Here is a 17,381-nt window from a genome sequence, read left to right on the forward strand (position 1 = left end):
GCCGCCCGCCGCACCCAGTCGTCCAGCGCCCCGTCCAGCAGATGGCACTTGTACGCCATCACCACCCGCGCCGCCCCACCCCCGGACCGCCCCTCTCCCCGACCCGCCCCGCCTCAGACCACCGCGCCCACCAGGTGGTCCCCCGCAATCCCCGCCTTGTCCGGCGCGTAGAAGTCCTCGATCCCCGCCACCCAGGTCGCCACCGCGATCCGGTCCTCCCCGTCCGGGCCGAACGCGTCGAACAGCGCGTCGATGTTCGGGCCCGCGAAACCGATCGCCCGCATCAACGCCGTGAACAGCGGCCGCTCGATCGCCCCGTCCCCGTCCGGATCACCCAGCGCCGCCAGCGCCTCCGCGAACTCCCGCACCGTCCCCGCGAACCGCTCCGGCGCCAGCACACACGCCCGGTACTCCTCCAGCGTGACCCGCCCGTCCCCGTTCGCGTCCAGCTCCCCCTCCAGCGTCTCCCAGTACCGCTGGAACGCCGCCGCCATCCGCGCCCGCGCACCCTCCCCCGAACCCTCCGCCGCCGCCGTCACCCGCGACGCCATCAGCTCGAAGTCCTCCGAGCCCAGATGACCGTTGCCCTGCACGTCGAACAGCGAGAACACCAGCGTCACCCGGTCGATGGCCTCAGCACGCATGGCTGACCAGACCCCTTCGTCGACTCGCCCCGAACCCCTCGGCACGCACCGACACACTGCGCCCCCGAAGCCCCCCGCATGCCGCACGGCGGCCACGTTCATCCCATGGGTGGATTCAGCACGTACCGAGGATTGGACGGCGAACACGACATGAGCGGCCACCGCCGAACGCGGCCCCTACGCGGCCGGAATCACCGCCGACACCCGGAAACCCCCGGCATCCGTCGGCCCCGACACGAACACACCGCCCAGCGCCACGACCCGCTCCCGCATCCCCAGCAGACCGTTCCCGCCCGACGGCAGACCCGCCGACGCCGAGCCCGGCTCCGGCGGCGAATCGTTCTCCACCTGCATCGCGAGCTCCGCCCCCCGATGAGCCAGCCGCACATACGTCTTCGCACCCGCCGCGTGCTTGTGCACGTTCGTCAACGCCTCCTGCACCACCCGGTACGCGGTCTGCTCCACCTCCGCCGGATACGACCGCAGCTCACCCTCCACCGACAGCGCCACCACCATCCCGGCCGCCGCCGACTGCCCCACCAGCTCCTCCAGCTCCGACAGACACGGCCCGTCCACCACGACCACCTCGGCCGCCGCCTTCGACGCCGCCTCCGCCGCCGCAGCCCCCACCGCGGCCAACGGCACCGGAACCGGCTCCGGCTCCACGCGCCGCCGCACCGCCTCCCCGGAATCCCCCGACCGCAGCACCCCGAGCATCTCCCGCAACTCGGTCAGCGCCTGCCGGCCCATGTCCCCCACCAGCGCCGCGTTGCGCACCGCCTTCTCCGGGTCCTTGCGGGCCACCGCCTGCAACGCCGCCGCGTGCACCACCATCAGACTCACCCGGTGCGCCACCACGTCGTGCATCTCCCGCGCGATCCGCGTGCGCTCCTCGCTCCGCGCCCACTCCGCGCGCTCCTCCGCCCGCTCCGCGAGCAACTGCAGCTCCCGCTCCAGGCTGTCCGCCCGCTCCCGCAGGCTCTCCATCAGCCGGCGCCGGGCCCCCACGTACAGCCCCAGCAGCAGCGGAGGCGCCGTCAGGCCCAGCGAGGTGGTCACCGCGGCGAACGGCACGAACCAGTCGCCCAGCGTCAGATCCCCGCGCGCCATGTCCTGGCGCACCCGCACGAACGTCACGATCATCGTGCCCACCAGCGACATGCCCGCCAGCGCCACGATCACCCGGCGCGGCAGCTCGCACGCCGCCAGCGTGTACAGGCCGACGATGCCCATCAGGAAGCCCATCTGGGCGGGCGTCACCGCGATCGCCACCAACACCACCGCGACCGGCCACTTCCGGCGCACCAGCAGCACCGAACCCGCCAGCAGCCCGAACACGACACCGAGCCACAGCGGCACGCCCGCGTCCCGCGCGAACGGCACACCCTCCGCGCCGCACTCCACCGCCGACGCCAGCCCCAGGCCGACATCCAGCACCGCACCGCGCCGTCTCTCCCACCACCACGGGCCGGTCGGCGCCCTGGTGTGGTCTTCCCCCGTCGTGGTCATGCCCTCCAGCCTAAGGGCGCCTCCGGCGGCATTTCCGGTGACTTTCCCCTACCCACCCGGACCACGGACCCCTCCGTCACTCGAACTGCTGAACTCCGCCGTACGGGTCCCCGGAGGCCCACATTCCGCCCGGACGATATGCAAATGGCACATTCACCAGGCAAAACCTCCAAGTACGCCGACTTCGAAAGCCTCCGCGCCCGGGCCGTCGCCCTCCGCCGTGAGGGCATGAGCCTCCGCCAGATCCGCGACCACCTGAAAATCCACAACAACGACCTCCTCAACCGGCTCGTCCACGGCGAACCGGCCCCGGAGTGGACCAAGCGCCCCAACGCCAAGGACGACCTCCGGGAGCAGGCACGGGAACTCCGCCGCCAGGGCTGCACCTACGACCAGATCGAGGCGGCACTGGGCTGCTCGCGCAGTTCGGTCTCCCTGCGGGTGAGGGACCTGCCGAAGCCGGAACGGAAGCGGTCGCCCGAAGAGGCCGCGGCCATCTCCAGGAAGGGATGGGAGGAGAAGCTGCGCATCCGCGACGAGGAGCGCCGACGGACCAAGGACGAGGCGCGGCGGTGGGTCGGCGCACTGTCGGAGCGCGAGCTGTTCCTGGTCGGCGTCGGCCTCTACTGGGCGGAGGGGGCCAAGGACAAGCCGTACGACCGCCGCGAGAACGTCACGTTCGTCAACAGCGACCCCGGCATGATCGCGACCTTCCTCGCCTGGCTCGACCTGCTGGGCGTGGAGCGCGAGCGGCTGCGCTTCACGGTGATGATCCACGAGACCGCGGATGTGCCCGGCGCCGAGCGGTTCTGGGCCGAGGTGGTTGACGCGGACCGCGCCGCCTTCAACAAGACGTCCCTCAAGAAGCACAACCCGAAGACTGTCCGGCGGAACACGGGCGACGCCTACCGGGGTTGCCTCGTGATCAAAGTCCTGAAAAGCGCAGACTTGTACCGTCGCATCGAGGGCGCCTGGTACGGCATAGTGGAGGCCGCGCGCGAAGCCGATCAATCAAATCGGACATAGCTCGCCATTTATCCCGGATCGTCTAAGGGCAGGACAAACGGTTTTGGTCCGTTGAATGAGGGTTCGAATCCTTCTCCGGGAGCTCACAGCAGTCAGCTTCAAGGTTCGGGTCCCGACCGGTACAACCCCCGGCGGGACCCGCTCTCATGTCCGCCAAAAAGCCCCCCGGTATTCTGCCGCCAGTCACCACCTCTTCCCAGAGCCGAAAGGCAACTCCGTGAGCGCCATTCGCCCGGCAGCCGTCGTCGTTCTCGCAGCGGGTGAGGGCACCCGTATGAAGTCGGCCACACCGAAGGTCCTGCACCAGATCTGCGGCCGCTCCCTGGTCGGTCATGTGCTGGCCGCCTCCCGTGAGCTGGACCCCGCCGAGCTGGTGGTCGTCGTCGGCCACGCCCGTGAGCAGGTCGCCGCGCACCTCGCCGAGATCGACCCCGGGGTCCGCACGGCCGTGCAGGAGCAGCAGAACGGCACCGGGCACGCGGTGCGCATGGCGCTGGAGGAGCTGGGCGGCCCGGTGGACGGCACCGTCGTGGTGGTCTGCGGCGACACCCCCCTGCTGACCGCGGACACCCTGGCGGCGCTCACCGGCACGCACCAGGCGGACGGCAACGCCGTGACCGTGCTGACCGCCGAGGTCCCGGACGCGACCGGTTACGGCCGGATCGTGCGGGACGGCGCGAGCGGCGCGGTGACCGCGATCGTGGAGCACAAGGACGCGACCGACGAGCAGCGGGCGATCGCTGAGATCAACAGCGGTGTGTTCGCGTTCGACGGCCGGCTGCTGGCGGAGGCGCTGAAGCAGGTGCGCACCGACAACAGCCAGGGCGAGGAGTACCTGACCGATGTGCTGGGCATCCTGCGGGCGGCCGGGCACCGGGTGGGGGCGTCGGTGGCGGGTGACCACCGGGAGATCGCCGGGATCAACAACCGGGTGCAGCTCTCGGAGGCCCGCCGGACGCTGAACGACCGTCTGCTGACGGCCGCGATGCTGGACGGCGTGACCGTGGTGGACCCGGCGACGACGTGGGTGGACGTGACGGTCGGCTTCGGCCGGGACGCGGTGGTGCACCCGGGTACGCAGCTCACCGGTGCGACGCGGATCGAGGAGGGCGCGGAGGTCGGCCCGAACAGCCGTCTGAACGACACGGTGGTGGGCGCGGGCGCGCGCGTGGACAACACGGTGGCGGACGGCGCGGTGGTCGGCGAGGGCGCGTCGGTGGGTCCGTACGCGTATCTGCGGCCCGGTACGCGGCTGGGTGTGCGGTCGAAGGTCGGTACGTACGTGGAGACGAAGAACGCGTCGATCGGTGAGGGGACGAAGGTTCCGCACCTGTCGTACGTGGGGGACGCGACGATCGGTGATTTCACGAACATCGGCGCGGCGAGTGTGTTCGTGAACTACGACGGTGAGAGCAAGCACCACACGACGGTGGGGTCGCATTGCAAGACCGGTTCGGACAACATGTTTGTGGCTCCTGTCACGGTCGGGGACGGCGCGTACACCGGCGCGGGGTCCGTGATCACGAAGGATGTGCCGCCCGGTGCGCTGGCCGTGGCCCGTGGTCAGCAGCGGAATATCGAGGGCTGGGTGGCTCGTAAGCGTCCGGGGAGCGCGGCCGCTAAGGCGGCGGAGGCGGCGTCCCGGCCGGGCGTGGACGAGGGCTGAGGGAGGGCTCGCCGGAAACGGCCGCGTCAAACACGGCGTACCGTGATAAGTGCACAACCGCACCCCTACCAGCCGATTCGGTCCTCTCGTGCCCCGTCGAGAGGTCGCTTGGCCGGCGGCTGGCTGAGAACCTCTGAGGAGACAGTGCTGTGACCGGGATCAAGACGACCGGCGAGAAGAAGATGATGTTCTTCTCCGGCCGCGCCCACCCCGAACTTGCCGAGGAGGTCGCTCACAAGCTCGGCGTGGGGGTCGTCCCGACGAAGGCGTTCGACTTCGCCAACGGTGAGATCTATGTGCGTTATCAGGAGTCGGCGCGTGGAGCGGACTGTTTCCTGATCCAGAGCCACACGGCGCCGATCAACAAGTGGATCATGGAGCAGTTGATCATGATCGACGCGCTGAAGCGGGCGTCGGCGCGCTCCATCACGGTGATCGTGCCGTTCTACGGGTACGCCCGGCAGGACAAGAAGCACCGTGGCCGTGAGCCGATCTCGGCGCGTCTGATCGCGGACCTGATGAAGACGGCGGGTGCGGACCGCATCCTGACCGTGGATCTGCACACGGACCAGATCCAGGGCTTCTTCGACGGTCCGGTGGACCACCTGTTCGCGCTGCCGCTACTGGCGGACTACGTGGGCGCGAAGGTGGACCGGTCGAAGCTGACCGTGGTCTCCCCGGACGCGGGCCGGGTGCGGGTGGCCGACCGCTGGTGCGACCGGCTGGGCGCGCCGCTGGCGATCGTGCACAAGCGCCGGGACAAGGACGTGGCGAACCAGGTCACGGTGCACGAGGTCGTGGGTGACGTCGAGGGCCGTATCTGTGTCCTGGTCGACGACATGATCGACACCGGTGGCACGATCTGCGCGGCCGCGGACGCGCTGTTCGCGCACGGGGCCGAGGACGTCATCGTGACGGCGACGCACGGTGTGCTGTCGGGTCCGGCGGCGGACCGGCTGAAGAACTCGCGGGTGAGCGAGTTCGTGTTCACCGACACGCTGCCGACGCCGGGTGAGCTGGCGGCGGATCTGGACAAGATCACGGTGCTGTCGATCGCCGGGACGATCGCCAGCGCGGTGCGTGAGGTGTTCGAGGACGGCTCGGTGACCAGCCTCTTCGACGAGCAGTGAGGTTTCTGCAGGCCCTCTGAGGGGCGGCGGAAGATCCTTTTGGGCGCGGCCCCCTTGCCGAGTAGACTGCGACAGTTGCTCGGCGAGGGAGGCCGCGCTCGTGTTTCACGGGTGCCGGTTGTCCGTTATCGACGCGCTCTTCGTAGCAGGCCGTTCGTGGCCGGGTGACCACGTCCCATCTACCTGTACGAGGAGTGATCCGTATGTCCGAGGTCAAGCTCGCCGCCGAGTCCCGCACCGAGTTCGGCAAGGGTGCCGCCCGTCGCATCCGCCGTGACAACAAGGTCCCCGGTGTCCTTTACGGTCACGGTTCCGAGCCGCTGCACCTGACCCTGCCGGGCCACGAGCTGCTGCTGGCGCTGCGTACGCCGAACGTCCTGATCGCCCTGGACATCGACGGCAAGACCAACGAGCTGGCGATCCCGAAGTCCGTGCAGCGCGACCCGCTGAAGGGCTTCCTGGAGCACGTCGACCTGCTGCTGGTCAAGCGTGGCGAGAAGGTCACCGTCGAGATCCCGGTCGTCGCCGAGGGCGAGCTGGCCCCGGGCGGCAACCTGCTCGAGCACGTGCTGAACGCGCTGCCGGTCGAGGCCGAGGCCACCCACATCCCCGAGTCCGTGACGGTCTCCGTCGAGGGCCTGGAGGCCGGTGCCTCCGTCCACGCCAAGGACATCGAGCTCCCCAAGGGTGTCTCCCTGGCCGTCGAGGGCGACGCCGTCGTCCTCCAGGTCCTGGCCGCGCAGGTCGAGGAGCCGGCCGAGGAAGAGGCCGTCGAGGGCGAAGAGTCCGCCGAGGCCTGAGCCGTACCGGCTTGAGTCATCCGTCAGCCGTCGTCCCCGTCTTCCGGGGGCGGCGGCTGGCGCATATCGAGGAGAGATGGGTCGTTGAGTACCCCCGCGAACGCCCCTTGGCTGGTGGTCGGGCTCGGTAATCCGGGGCCGGAGTACGCGATGAACCGGCACAACGTCGGTTTCATGGCGGTGGATCTGCTCGCGGAGCGGATCGGCGGGAAGTTCAAGCGTGCCGGCAAGGCGCAGGCGCAGGTGCTGGAGGGCCGGATCGGTCCGGTGGGTCCGGCGAACCGACGGGTGATCCTGGCCAAGCCGATGTCGTACATGAACCTGTCGGGCGGTCCGGTGAACGCGCTGCGGGACTTCTACAAGGTGCCGCTCTCCCAGGTGGTGGCGGTGCACGACGAGCTGGACATCGAGTACGGCGCGCTGCGGCTGAAGCTGGGCGGCGGCGACAACGGGCACAACGGCCTGAAGTCGATGACGAAGGCGATGGGCCCCGACTACCACCGCGTCCGCTTCGGCATCGGCCGTCCGCCGGGCCGGATGCAGGTGGCGGACTTCGTCCTGAAGGACTTCGCCTCCGCCGAGCGCAAGGAACTGGACTACTTCGTGGACCGCGCGGCGGACGCGGTGGAGTGCCTGGTCACGGAGGGGCTGGAGCGGGCTCAGTCGGCGTACAACTCGTAGCGTCCGGGAGGTCGGCGGCACCTTGGAGTTGACCCGCCGTAGGGGTATGGCCAATGATCCCGGCCATGCCTGCTGCCTCCGCCAGTTCCGCCCGTTCCGGGTCCGTCGTCCGGGTGGGCCGGGTCGTGGTCGCGGGGGTGTTCGCCGCGCTGATCGTGTTCGCCGGGGCCTGGGGGTCCTGGGGGACCGCGCAGCACGCGATGCTGCCCAAGGGGCGTGAGCGCGGCACGCTGACGGTGACGGACTGTCTGCCGGAGCGCTGCGCGGGCACGTTCAAGCCGCTGTCGCCCGGCGCCACCGCGCGGCCCTCCGTCCGCATCGAGCGTTCGGTGGTGGTGCGCGAGGGGCACAGCTACGACGTCGTCCTCGAACCCGGTACGGACGTCGCCGTGCGCGCGGGTGTCTCCGGTGTCCTGCTGGCCTGGCTGCCGCTCGGCGGTGCGCTGCTGCTGGCCTCGGTGGTGGTCGCGGGCGGCATGCGGATGCCCTGGGCGGCCTGGGTGCTGGGCCTGGCGGGCGCGGGCCTGCTGACGGCGGCCTTCGTGCTGTCCTGAGAAAGCCGTCCCGAGAAAGCCGTCCTGATACGCCGGTGCCCCCGGAGCCGGCATGCTCCGGGGGCACCGCGTGACGCGCCGCGGGTCAGCCGGTGTTGCGCAGGCCCGCCGCGACGCCGTTGACGGTGAGCAGGAGGGCGCGGCCCAGGGTCGGGTCGGGCTCCTCACCGGCGGCGGCCGCGTCGCGCTGGCGCTTGAGCAGGGCCACCTGGAGGTAGGAGATCGGGTCCAGGTAGGCGTCGCGGATGCTCAGGGTCTGCCGCAACTCGGGCTGTGCGGCGAGGAGTTCGTCCTCGCCGGTGATGCGCAGCACCTCGGCGACGGTCAGCTCGTGCTCGGCCCTGATGGTGTCGAAGACGTGCTTCAGCTCGTCGGGGACGAGCGTGTCCACGTAGTGCTGGGCGATGCGCAGGTCGGTCTTGGCGAGGGTCATCTCGACGTTGGAGATGAAGTTCCGGAAGAAGTGCCACTGCTCGTGCATCTCACCGAGCACGGTGTCCAGACCGGCCTCGCGCAGGGCCTTCAGCCCGGAGCCGACGCCGAACCAGCCGGGGACGATCTGCCGGGACTGGGTCCAGCCGAACACCCACGGGATGGCACGCAGTCCGTCCAGCGAGACGCCGGAGCCGGGGCGGCGCGAGGGCCGCGAGCCCAGGTGCAGCTCGGCGAGCTGGTCGACCGGCGTGGAGGCGAGGAAGTAGGTCGGCAGGTCCGGGTCCTCGACGAGCCGGCGGTAGGCGGCGTGGGCGGCGTCGGAGACGACGTCCATGGCCGCGTCCCAGCGGGCGAGCGCCTCGTCGGACTGGCGGGGCGCGGTGTGCAGGGCGGACGCCTGGAGGGTGGCGGCGACCGTCAGCTCCAGGTTCTCCCGCGCGAGGGAGGGGATCAGGTACTTGTCGGAGATGACCTCGCCCTGCTCGGCATGGGCGTGTCCGTCCGAGGTGCCGGCACCGTGGCTCGCGTGTTCCGGGGGCCCTCGATGTCGGCTAGCAGGCGTTGCAGGGAGGCGCGTACGGACGGGATGTCGGGGGAGTCCAGGGTGCCCGGCAGGGGGACGCGGGCGTCCAGCGTGGCCAGGGTGCGGTGGGCGCGGTGCCAGGCGCGGGCGGTGTGGCCCTGGTGGTGGTCGGTGCAGGCGCGGGCGTAACGGGCGAGGGCCGTCGCCCAGGCGTCGTCGCGTACGCCGGGGGAGGACAGCGCCCGGCGCGCGCTGCGGCCTGCCGCGCCCGGTGCGGTACGGGCCTGTGCCACGGCCAGTGCCGCCAGGCTCACGGCGGGGGCCGGACCGCCGGGGGCGAACGCCGGAACGGTGTCGGCGGCCTGCCGGAAGCACTCGGCGGCGGTACGGGCGTCCCCGTGCTCCCACGCCACCACGCCCTCGACATACGCGACCCAGCCGATCAGCGCGTCGTCACCGGCGAGGACCGCCACCGGCCAGACCTGGCTGAGCAGGGAGCGGGCGGTGGCCGGGTCGCCGGGGGCGTGCAGCCAGGCGGCGAGCCAGCGGGCGCGGGCGGTGAGGTGGTCGTCGGCGGTCGCGCGGGGCAGCAGGCGGGCCAGATGGGCGCGGCCCTCCTCCCCGTGGTCGTGCACCGTCCACCAGAACCACAGGTCGGCGACGGTGGCCAGCGCCGCCGTCACCTGCGCGGCCGGTGCCTCGGGGCGGGACGCGTACTCCACGAGCGCTGTCAGCTCGGCCGCGTTGTCCCGGACGAGACGGGCCGCCTGGCGCTGATCGCCCGCGTGCCACAGGTGCTCGGCGACCTCCGCGAGGCGGCCGTGGTGCAGTACATGGCGTTCCACGGCCACCTCGAACTCACCGGCCGCGCGCAGGCGTTCGGCACCGAAGTCGCGGGCCGCGCGGGTCATGCGGTAGCGGGGCGGGCGCAGGCCACCCGGTTCGTCCAGGGTCTCCAGCACTCCGGCGGCGGCCAGCCGGGCGAGGCAGGTCGGGACCTGGTGCGGGGCGACTCCCGCGCCCGCGCACAGGTACGCCGCCGTCGGCTCGGTGAACGCCCCCCGGAAGACGCTGCTCCGGCTCCACACCGCGCGCTCCGGCCGCTCGCACAGCAGATACGCCGCACCGACGGCCGACCGCAGCGAGCGGTGCCTGCGCAGTGCCGCGCCGGGTGCGGCCAGCCAGCACTGGCCCTGCTCCAGCCGGTCGGCCAGCGCCCGGGCGGAGGGCTCCGCCTCCAGTTGGCCGGCGGCCAGCTCCACGGCGAGGGGTACGCCCTCCAGTACCCGGCAGATCCGGGCCACGGCCGCCGACTCCGCGCCCTCCGCGCGGAAACCGGGGGCGGCGTCGCGGGCCCGCGCGAGGAACAGCTCCACCGCCGCGTCCGGGGCCAGCGGGGCCAGCCGCAGCACCCGTTCCTCACCGAGCCCGAGCGCCTGGCGGCAGGTCACCAGCACCCGCACACCGGGTACGTCCATCAGCAGCCGTTGCACCAGCCCCGCGCACTCGGTGCGCACCGCGTCGACGTCGTCGAGCAGCAGGAGGACGGACCGCCGCCCGGCCGTGCCCCGCAACGCCACGACCAGGTCGGCGAGGGAGGGCCGGCCCTTGGTACGGGCACCGCGCGCGTCCGGTACGGCCCCAGCGCCGACCGTCCGCAGCCCACCCGCGCCCGCAGCCGCACCCCGCGGCCCGAGCACCGCATCCGACACCCGCGCGGCGAGCGCCCCCGCCGCGACGGGCCCGCCCCCGCCGGGGCACCGCACGTAGATCACCCGGCTCCGAGCGGGCGCGCCCGCCGCATCGTCACCCCTCTCATCCCCCGCCGCGACAGCCGCCAGCGCGCTCTTCCCCACCCCTGCGGCCCCCGTCACCGTGACCAGCCGATGCCGGGCCAGCTCCTCCCGGAGTGACCCCGTCTCCTCCCCGCGCCCGATCAGCCCGTCCGGCCCGCAACGCCCCGCTGCGGAAGCCCACTCCGTGTCCTCGGCGTATGCCCACACTGTTCTGCGCTCCGTAGCTCGCGGCGGTGCGGCAACCCGTGGCCGCATCCTCGGAGAGGGCAGCCAAATCGTTCCTGCACCGCGCCGCCTTCACGCAGAGTCCAACGGCCGCCCGCGACCTCGGGTGCGGAGGCGGGCCAGGGATCACACGCCGCACTGAACCCTCGTACACAGGTGCACATAGCGGCGGGCGGCCCGGAATCCGAGCCGCCCACGCATCCGGCCTGCCGGGAGAACCTAGTACTCGTCGTCCTCGTCCGGCCCCTTCCGCTTGCCGCCGCCGGGGCCCGTCTCGTCGTCCTGGTCGATCGTCCTGACCGGGCGGCTACGGCCGGGCTCGGGGAGTTCGCCCAGGTGGTTGCGGAGGTAGAGGACGTCGCCGATGAAGAGGTCGTAGACGAAGATGCCGACCAGGCCGCCGATCAGCGGGCCCACGATGGGAATCCACCAGTAGCCGCTGAACTGGCCCGGCACGCTGCCCGGGAAGGCGAGGCTCCCCCAGCCCGCCACCCAGGTGAGCAGCCGGGGGCCGAAGTCGCGGGCCGGGTTGATGGCGTAGCCCGCGTTGGCGCCGTAGGACATGCCGATCGCGGCGACCGCGAAGCCCACGATCAGCGGGGCCAGGTTCGCCTTCACCGCCTGGTTGCGCAGGTCCAGGATGGCGACCACGAACATCACCAGGAAGCCCGCGCCGGCGATCTGGTCGATCAGCGGACCCCAGATGCCACCGTGGAAGTAGGGCGCGGGGAAGGTGGCGAAGATGGAGAACGAGGCCAGGGTGTGGCCGTTGGTCTTGGGCCCGGACACCGCCGCGTCGAAGGCGTCGATCGCGTTGTGGTAGACGAGGTACACCAGCGCCGCCCCGACGAACGCGCCCGCGACCTGGGCGAACCAGTACGGCAGCACCTTCAGCCAGGGGAAACCCCGGCGTACGGCCATGGCGAGGGTGACCGCGGGGTTGAGGTGGGCGCCGCTGACGCCGCCGGCCACGTACACGCCGAAGGTCACGGCCAGCGCCCAGCCCCAGGCGACGAGCAGCCAGTCACCGGCGGCGAGGAAGATCGTCGTGGTGGTGGCGGCGCGGCCGGAGCCCGGCAGCGCGGCGACCGCCATGGCGACGACACCGCAGCCGAACGAGATGAGGACGAAGGTCCCGATGAACTCCGCCATGAGCTCGCCCGCCAGACCGCCCCGGTGCCGGAGCCGGGACGGCTTGATGAGCGGGGGAATGTCTACAGCAGCCATTGAGGCCCCCTAGCAGAGGAGCGGTGGGGCAAACATCCTCATATTCACCCACTCCGCCCCGGCCTGCAGGACGGGAAACCCGTCTGGCCTAAGGGTTGTTGCGGGGGCGCCCCCCAAAAACCGGCGCCCCCCGGGGCAGTTCCCTACGGGGTGTCAGGCCCTTGCGAGACGCGCCGTCTGTGCCGCCGTCACCGTACGCACCATCAGCGCCCCCGCCACGGCCGCGGCCGCCACGGCCAGGTCGGCCACCAGCAGCGGCCCGATCTCCGAGTAGGCCCGGCCGATCAAGGAGTCGGCGTCCCCCTGCTGGAGGAAGCCACCGAGCAGACCGGCCAGCCACAGCCCCCACCACACGTTGACCACGGCCGGCAGCCGCCGCTCCGGCGCGCTCGCCCGGTAGGCGTCGGCCACGATGCCGCGCGGGAACCAGAGGTTCACCACCGGCACCACCCAGCCCAGGTACACCCAGATCCCCGCGTACTTCGGCGGGCGCCCCGACAGCGCGCGGGCGTTGTCCCGGACCCGCCACAGCCACATCAGGAAGACCGCCGCGCACAGCAGGGGGTGAGCACGGAGCCGGCCGTGCTCACCAGGTGGTACGAGTTCTCCAGGGAGGTGAGGGGGCGGTGCACCCCGTCGCCCTGGTCCGGGAGCCCGGAGTCGGGCTCGCCCGCGCGGTACAGCCGTATCTCCCACACCGCACGGGCCAGCCAGCCGGCCCCGGTCAGCAGGAGCGCCCCGGCGGCCAGCCGGGCGAGGGAGTCCGAGGCCCGCGGGTCGGGGGGCGCGGCCGGGGCGTCGAGAGCGTTGTCCATGGTCACGGGACCCATCCTCGCCCGCTCAACTGGCCCGGCACCAGGGACTATCGCGCCCGGAGAAACCGATGAAACCCGGACAGGAGGCCGGTGCCGCGAGGGAGAGCGTCGCGGCACCGGCCCGTAGGAGAGGCGGCGGTCAGATGACCGCACGGCCCTCCGGGTGCCAGGTCGCCAGCGCCCAGATGATGAAGAAGTCGAGGCCGATGAGGATCAGCGACCAGATGGGGGCGTACGGCAGGAAGAGGAACTGCAGGATCAGGCCCAGCGAGATGATCACGATGCCGACCACCCGCGCCCAGGCCGCTCCCATCAGCACCCCAGCGCCGGCCGCCACCACGATCACACCGGCCACCAGCAGGATCCAGCCCCAGCCGGTCAGGTCGATCTTGTAGACGTAGGCGTTGATCCGGGCGTACACGTCGTCCAAGGCGATCGCCGAGATGCCCTGGAAGATGTGAAGGATGCCGTTCACCAGCATCAGCACACCCGCGAAGACCGCGCCTCCCTGGGCCAGCCCGTTGTGCTCGGACCGCGCCGACTGCGTCTGCTGGGTCATGGCCGTACCTCCGACGTCTCGTCCCCGTGGACCCCGGACGGGGTCGTAGGTACGACGATCCGACGCGCGGCGCCCGGCGACCACGGGGACTAGGCCGTACGGGTGACGCCCCGGCACGGTGCGGGGCGTCTCACGCCATCCAGAAGAACACCGCCGTCATCCGCTTCTCCTCCAGCGTGCGGCCGGTGTAGGCGGTCGCGCTGTGCACCAGGTTGGCGTGGTAGAGCAGCAGCCGGTTGGCGCGGTGCGGCACGCGCACGTCCTCCTCGAAGGCGTCGGGAGCGACGAAGCGGGTACCGAGGGCGTCGACGAGGTTGTCGTGCGGGGCCTGGACGACATTGCCGCCGAGCCGCCCGCCGGGGAGGGACTGACGGAAGAAGCTGGTGCCGCAGGACTTCGGCACGCCGGGGTTGAGGTAGAGCACGGCCGCGTACCGGCACAGCGCGCGGGAATCGGTGTGCGGGCGGGGCTCGCTCTCGCCCTCGCCGACCACCTGGACGCAGTTGTGGTTGAGGGTGCCGCCGCCGGGCGCCCGCTGCACCCACAGCTCCTTCGCGCCGGTCGCCTTCCTCACCAGCCGCTCCACGCTCGCCAGCTCACCGGGTTCGAGACCGGGCATCGCCCGCAGTCCGGGCCAGGTCTGTGAGGTGTACGGGTATCCCTCGGCCCAGTCCTCCTTGGCCAGGCACCGCTCGCGCACCGCACCGGCGTCGGGCAGCGCGTCGTCCAGCACCCAGTAGTCGCGGCCCTCGGTGGGCTTGCGGTACGGCAGAACGGGCAGGGCCGCGGGCGTCCGGGGCGTTGGCTGTGGGGGCATGCGGCGAAATCTAGGCCGGTCACCTGGGCCGCTTCGCCCGAGGAGAGGTCAACCTTTGGCCAACGTCCATCCATACACTGGTCGTTGGCGGGCCAAGGACGCCCCCGTCGCACAGCACCGGAAACCGGCGCGGAATCTTTACGGCGGCTGTCGAGTCGAATCGGCTCCGCGTCCGTACTGCTGTGTGTCTGAACCGCCTGTCGGCGGAACCACGACCCGGGCAGGAGGAACGGTGCGCTTTTCGCGGAACGCGACGGGAACTCTCTTCGTGGGCGGTGCCATGGCACTGACCCTCGCGGCGCTGGCTTACCCGAGCATGCTCGGGCTGAACACCGTATCCAGTTCACAGACCCGTATCGTCGCCAACACCCAGTGGGGTCCGCTCACCGAGCAGGACCGGGACTTCGTGGTGAAGGTGCGCGCGGCCGGGCTGTGGGAGTACCCGCTCGGGCAGATCGGGCTCCAGAAGGGCTCCTCCGAGGGGGTCAAGATCGCCAGCAAGCACCTGATCGACGGGCACGCGGCGCTGGACGCCTCCTGCCGCAAGATCGCGCCGATGCTGAACATCACGATCCCCAACGTGGCGAGCCCCCAGCAGGAGGGGTTCGTGACCCAGCTCAAGGGTGAGACCGGCAAGGCGTTCGACACCGACTTCGCCAACATCCTGCGGATGACGCACGGTTCGATCTTCAACGCCATCGCGAAGATCCGGTCCACCACCAAGAACTCGTTGATCCGCTCGCTGGCCGACCAGGCCAACGACACCGTGCTCGACCACATGACGGTGATGGAGAAGACCGGCCTGGTCGACTTCGACCAGACCATCTTCCAGCAGACCACCCCGCCCAAGCTGCCCTCGGACAACCTCACCCCGCCCCCGCCGGACCCCGGTCAGCCGCAGGTCGTGCTCACCCCGCCGCCGAACGCCACCTCGACCCCGTTGGCCATCCCCGGCGAACCGGGCTCGAACAGCACCCGCGAGGACCCCACCCCGGCCGAGCCGAGCCCCACCCCGACGATCGGCTAGCCCAGCCACACCGTGGTGTCCGGCGGGAGTACGTCCGGCTCGCTCAACGGCGTGCTGGACAGCAGGAGTTCCCCCGCCGGACGCTCCACCGGCTCCGTGGTGAGGTTGGTCAGGCAGCGCCAGCCGGGGGCGCGGGTGAAGTCCAGGACGCCGGGCGGCGCGCCGGGCGTCCAGGTCAGTTCCTCGCCCTGGAGCAGCTTGCGGCGCAGCCTGAGCGCGCTGCGGTACAGCTCCAGCGTGGAGCCCTGGGCACCGGCCTGCGCCTCGACGGCGTACCGGGCGAACGACTCCGGCTGCGGCAGCCAGGCCGGCCCCGGGCCGAAGCCGTACGAGGGTCCGGTGACCGTCCACGGCAGGGGTACGCGGCTGCCGTCCCGGCCTTTACGGGTGTGCCCCGACTGTTCCCAGACCGGGTCGCGCAGCGCCTCGGCGGGCAGGTCGGCGACCTCGGGCAGGCCCAGTTCCTCGCCCTGGTAGAGGTAGGCCGAGCCGGGCAGGGCCAGCATCAGCAGGGTCGCGGCGCGGGCCCGGCGCAGTCCCGCGTCGGGGTCGGTGGCGGGGTCGGTGCCGCCCGAGCGCAGCCAGGCGTCCAGGTCGGTGCCGGGCGGCAGGACCAGGCGGGAGGCGTGCCGGACCACGTCGTGGTTGGAGAGCACCCAGGTCGCCGAGGCGCCGACGGTGTGCGCCTCCGCGAGGGAGGCGGTGATGGCGCGGCGCAGGCGCTCTGCGTCCCAGCCGGTCTCCAGGTACTCGAAGTTGAACGCCTGGCCGAGTTCGTCGGGGCGGGCGTACAGGGCGCGGCGGGTGTCCGGGACCCAGGCTTCGGCCACGGCGGTGCGGGGCGGGTCGTAGGCGTCCAGCAGGGTGCGCCAGTCGCGGTAGATCTCGTGGACCTCGTCCCGGTCCCAGTAGGGGTGGCTGCCGGGGGCGAGCAGGGGCAGGGCCGCCTCGCCGGTGGCGCCGACGCTCCCGACGTCCCGCAGGGGTTCGGTGAGGTCCTTGGCCAGGCCGTGGGCGACGTCCACGCGGAAGCCGTCCACGCCCCGGTCGGACCAGAAGCGCAGGGTGGCGCGGAAGTCCTCGCGGACCTCGGGGTGGGACCAGTCGAGGTCGGGCTGTTCCGGGGCGAACAGGTGGAGGTACCAGTCGCCGTCCGGGACGCGGCTCCAGGCGCTGCCGCCGAACACCGACTGCCAGTCGGTGGGCGGGAGTTCGCCGTACTTTCCCCGGCCGGGGCGGAAGACGTAGCGGGCGCGGGCCGCCGAGCCGGGCGCGGAGAGCAGGGCTTCCTGGAACCAGGGGTGGCGGTGGGAGGTGTGGTTGGGGACGAGGTCGACGATGACCTTCAGGCCCAGGCGGTGGGCCTCCGCGACCAGGGTGCCGAAGTCGTCCAGGGTGCCGAGGCGCGGGTCGACGCCCCGGTGGTCGGCGACGTCGTAGCCGCCGTCGGCCAGTTCGGAGGGGTAGAAGGGGCTGAGCCACAGGGCGTCGACGCCGAGCGTGGCGAGGTGGTCCAGGCGGGCGGTGACGCCCGCGAGGTCGCCCAGGCCGTCGCCGTCGGCGTCCGCGAAGCTGCGGGGATAGACCTGGTAGATGACGGCCTGCCGCCACCAGTCGGGGTTCCTGGACGAGAGGTCCGCCATGCGGGCTCCGTTCGTACGGTTCACCTCAGGCCAGGAATCTGCCCAACTCGGCCCGAACCGGAAACGTGAACGCCGGCTACGGCCGCTCCACCGTCTTCAGGTAGAGGTCCACGTACCGGGCCACGTCGACATCCAGCGCCACGTCCACCAGGGGCCGCGCGCGGGCGCCGCCGTGGATCTCGGACTCGCCCGGCCGGGGGCGGCGGTCCACGACGGTCTGGCCGCGCGCCGGGCCGGGGGCGAGGCTGACCTCGACCGGGAGCGGACGGGTGGTGAGCCCGGCCGGGTCGGCCACCGCGCAGAC

At 71.8% G+C, this 17,381-nt stretch carries 16 protein-coding genes, 1 tRNA gene and 2 pseudogenes; 8 read left to right on the forward strand and 11 right to left on the reverse strand.

Annotated features, from left to right (window positions below; all coding sequences use genetic code 11):
- Positions 1–113: 113 nt before the first annotated feature.
- On the reverse strand, positions 114–644 hold the full coding sequence (locus GT030_RS37155; protein ID WP_161201917.1) for a calcium-binding protein: 531 nt from the start codon (positions 642–644) through the stop codon (positions 114–116).
- Between the two features lie 177 nt (positions 645–821).
- Entirely contained in the window at positions 822–2,153 is a 1,332-nt protein-coding gene (locus GT030_RS17705; RefSeq protein ID WP_161201918.1) for a histidine kinase, read from the reverse strand.
- Between the two features lie 144 nt (positions 2,154–2,297).
- Between GT030_RS17705 and GT030_RS17710 the strand changes: the two genes are divergently transcribed.
- From GT030_RS17710 to GT030_RS17740, 7 genes are all read left to right on the forward strand, one after another.
- Positions 2,298–3,179: a hypothetical protein gene (locus GT030_RS17710; protein WP_161201919.1), complete on the forward strand. Its 882-nt coding sequence runs from the start codon at positions 2,298–2,300 to the stop codon at positions 3,177–3,179.
- An 11-nt stretch (positions 3,180–3,190) separates the two neighbouring features.
- A tRNA-Gln gene (locus GT030_RS17715) sits at positions 3,191–3,261 on the forward strand.
- Between the two features lie 135 nt (positions 3,262–3,396).
- Entirely contained in the window at positions 3,397–4,845 is a 1,449-nt protein-coding gene (gene glmU, locus GT030_RS17720) for a bifunctional UDP-N-acetylglucosamine diphosphorylase/glucosamine-1-phosphate N-acetyltransferase GlmU (RefSeq protein WP_161201920.1), read from the forward strand.
- 149 nt (positions 4,846–4,994) lie between these two features.
- The gene (locus tag GT030_RS17725; RefSeq protein ID WP_086694654.1) at positions 4,995–5,975 is read left to right on the forward strand and encodes a ribose-phosphate diphosphokinase; all 981 of its coding nucleotides are present in this window, start codon (positions 4,995–4,997) and stop codon (positions 5,973–5,975) included.
- A gap of 203 nt (positions 5,976–6,178) precedes the next feature.
- Positions 6,179–6,775 (forward strand): 50S ribosomal protein L25/general stress protein Ctc, encoded by a 597-nt coding sequence (locus tag GT030_RS17730; RefSeq protein ID WP_161201921.1) that lies wholly within the window; start codon positions 6,179–6,181, stop codon positions 6,773–6,775.
- 84 nt (positions 6,776–6,859) lie between these two features.
- Positions 6,860–7,456 carry an aminoacyl-tRNA hydrolase gene (gene pth, locus GT030_RS17735; protein ID WP_161201922.1) on the forward strand — a complete coding sequence of 199 codons (597 nt, stop codon included), beginning with the start codon at positions 6,860–6,862 and terminating at the stop codon, positions 7,454–7,456.
- Positions 7,457–7,521: 65 nt separating this feature from the next.
- Positions 7,522–8,010, forward strand: coding sequence for a hypothetical protein (locus GT030_RS17740; protein WP_237522573.1), 489 nt, complete (start codon positions 7,522–7,524; stop codon positions 8,008–8,010).
- An 85-nt stretch (positions 8,011–8,095) separates the two neighbouring features.
- Here the strand turns inward: GT030_RS17740 and GT030_RS17745 are convergent.
- The 7 genes and pseudogenes from GT030_RS17745 to GT030_RS17770 form a co-directional block, all read right to left on the reverse strand.
- Positions 8,096–8,929, reverse strand: a pseudogene (locus GT030_RS17745) (phosphoenolpyruvate carboxylase); the annotation flags it as partial.
- Positions 8,896–11,019, reverse strand: coding sequence for an AAA family ATPase (locus GT030_RS17750; RefSeq protein WP_346009669.1), 2,124 nt, complete (start codon positions 11,017–11,019; stop codon positions 8,896–8,898). The gene GT030_RS17750 and the pseudogene GT030_RS17745, both read right to left, overlap by 34 nt.
- Positions 11,020–11,208: 189 nt before the next feature.
- Complete coding sequence (locus GT030_RS17755; RefSeq protein WP_161201925.1) at positions 11,209–12,216, reverse strand: MIP/aquaporin family protein; 1,008 nt, start codon at positions 12,214–12,216, stop codon at positions 11,209–11,211.
- A gap of 153 nt (positions 12,217–12,369) precedes the next feature.
- Entirely contained in the window at positions 12,370–12,753 is a 384-nt protein-coding gene (locus GT030_RS37385) for a DUF4328 domain-containing protein (protein WP_346009670.1), read from the reverse strand.
- Complete coding sequence (locus GT030_RS37390; protein WP_346009671.1) at positions 12,753–13,037, reverse strand: hypothetical protein; 285 nt, start codon at positions 13,035–13,037, stop codon at positions 12,753–12,755. The genes GT030_RS37385 and GT030_RS37390 overlap by 1 nt, the downstream gene beginning before the upstream one ends.
- A gap of 133 nt (positions 13,038–13,170) precedes the next feature.
- Positions 13,171–13,590 (reverse strand): hypothetical protein, encoded by a 420-nt coding sequence (locus tag GT030_RS17765; RefSeq protein WP_161201926.1) that lies wholly within the window; start codon positions 13,588–13,590, stop codon positions 13,171–13,173.
- 130 nt (positions 13,591–13,720) lie between these two features.
- Positions 13,721–14,407 (reverse strand): DUF6445 family protein, encoded by a 687-nt coding sequence (locus GT030_RS17770; protein ID WP_161201927.1) that lies wholly within the window; start codon positions 14,405–14,407, stop codon positions 13,721–13,723.
- Between the two features lie 268 nt (positions 14,408–14,675).
- Between GT030_RS17770 and GT030_RS17775 the strand changes: the two genes are divergently transcribed.
- Positions 14,676–15,434 carry a DUF4142 domain-containing protein gene (locus GT030_RS17775; RefSeq protein ID WP_161201929.1) on the forward strand — a complete coding sequence of 253 codons (759 nt, stop codon included), beginning with the start codon at positions 14,676–14,678 and terminating at the stop codon, positions 15,432–15,434.
- Here GT030_RS17775 and GT030_RS17780 read toward each other — a convergent pair.
- Together GT030_RS17780 and GT030_RS17785 are read right to left on the reverse strand one after the other, a co-directional pair.
- Positions 15,431–17,077 carry a glycoside hydrolase family 13 protein gene (locus GT030_RS17780; protein WP_161201928.1) on the reverse strand — a complete coding sequence of 549 codons (1,647 nt, stop codon included), beginning with the start codon at positions 17,075–17,077 and terminating at the stop codon, positions 15,431–15,433. The two genes, GT030_RS17775 and GT030_RS17780, sit on opposite strands and share 4 nt — an antisense overlap.
- 76 nt (positions 17,078–17,153) lie before the next feature.
- Positions 17,154–17,381, reverse strand: a pseudogene (locus GT030_RS17785) (nucleoside hydrolase); the annotation flags it as partial.

The organism is Streptomyces sp. SID1328 (genome assembly GCF_009865595.1).
GTDB classification, from domain to species: domain Bacteria; phylum Actinomycetota; class Actinomycetes; order Streptomycetales; family Streptomycetaceae; genus Streptomyces; species Streptomyces griseoluteus.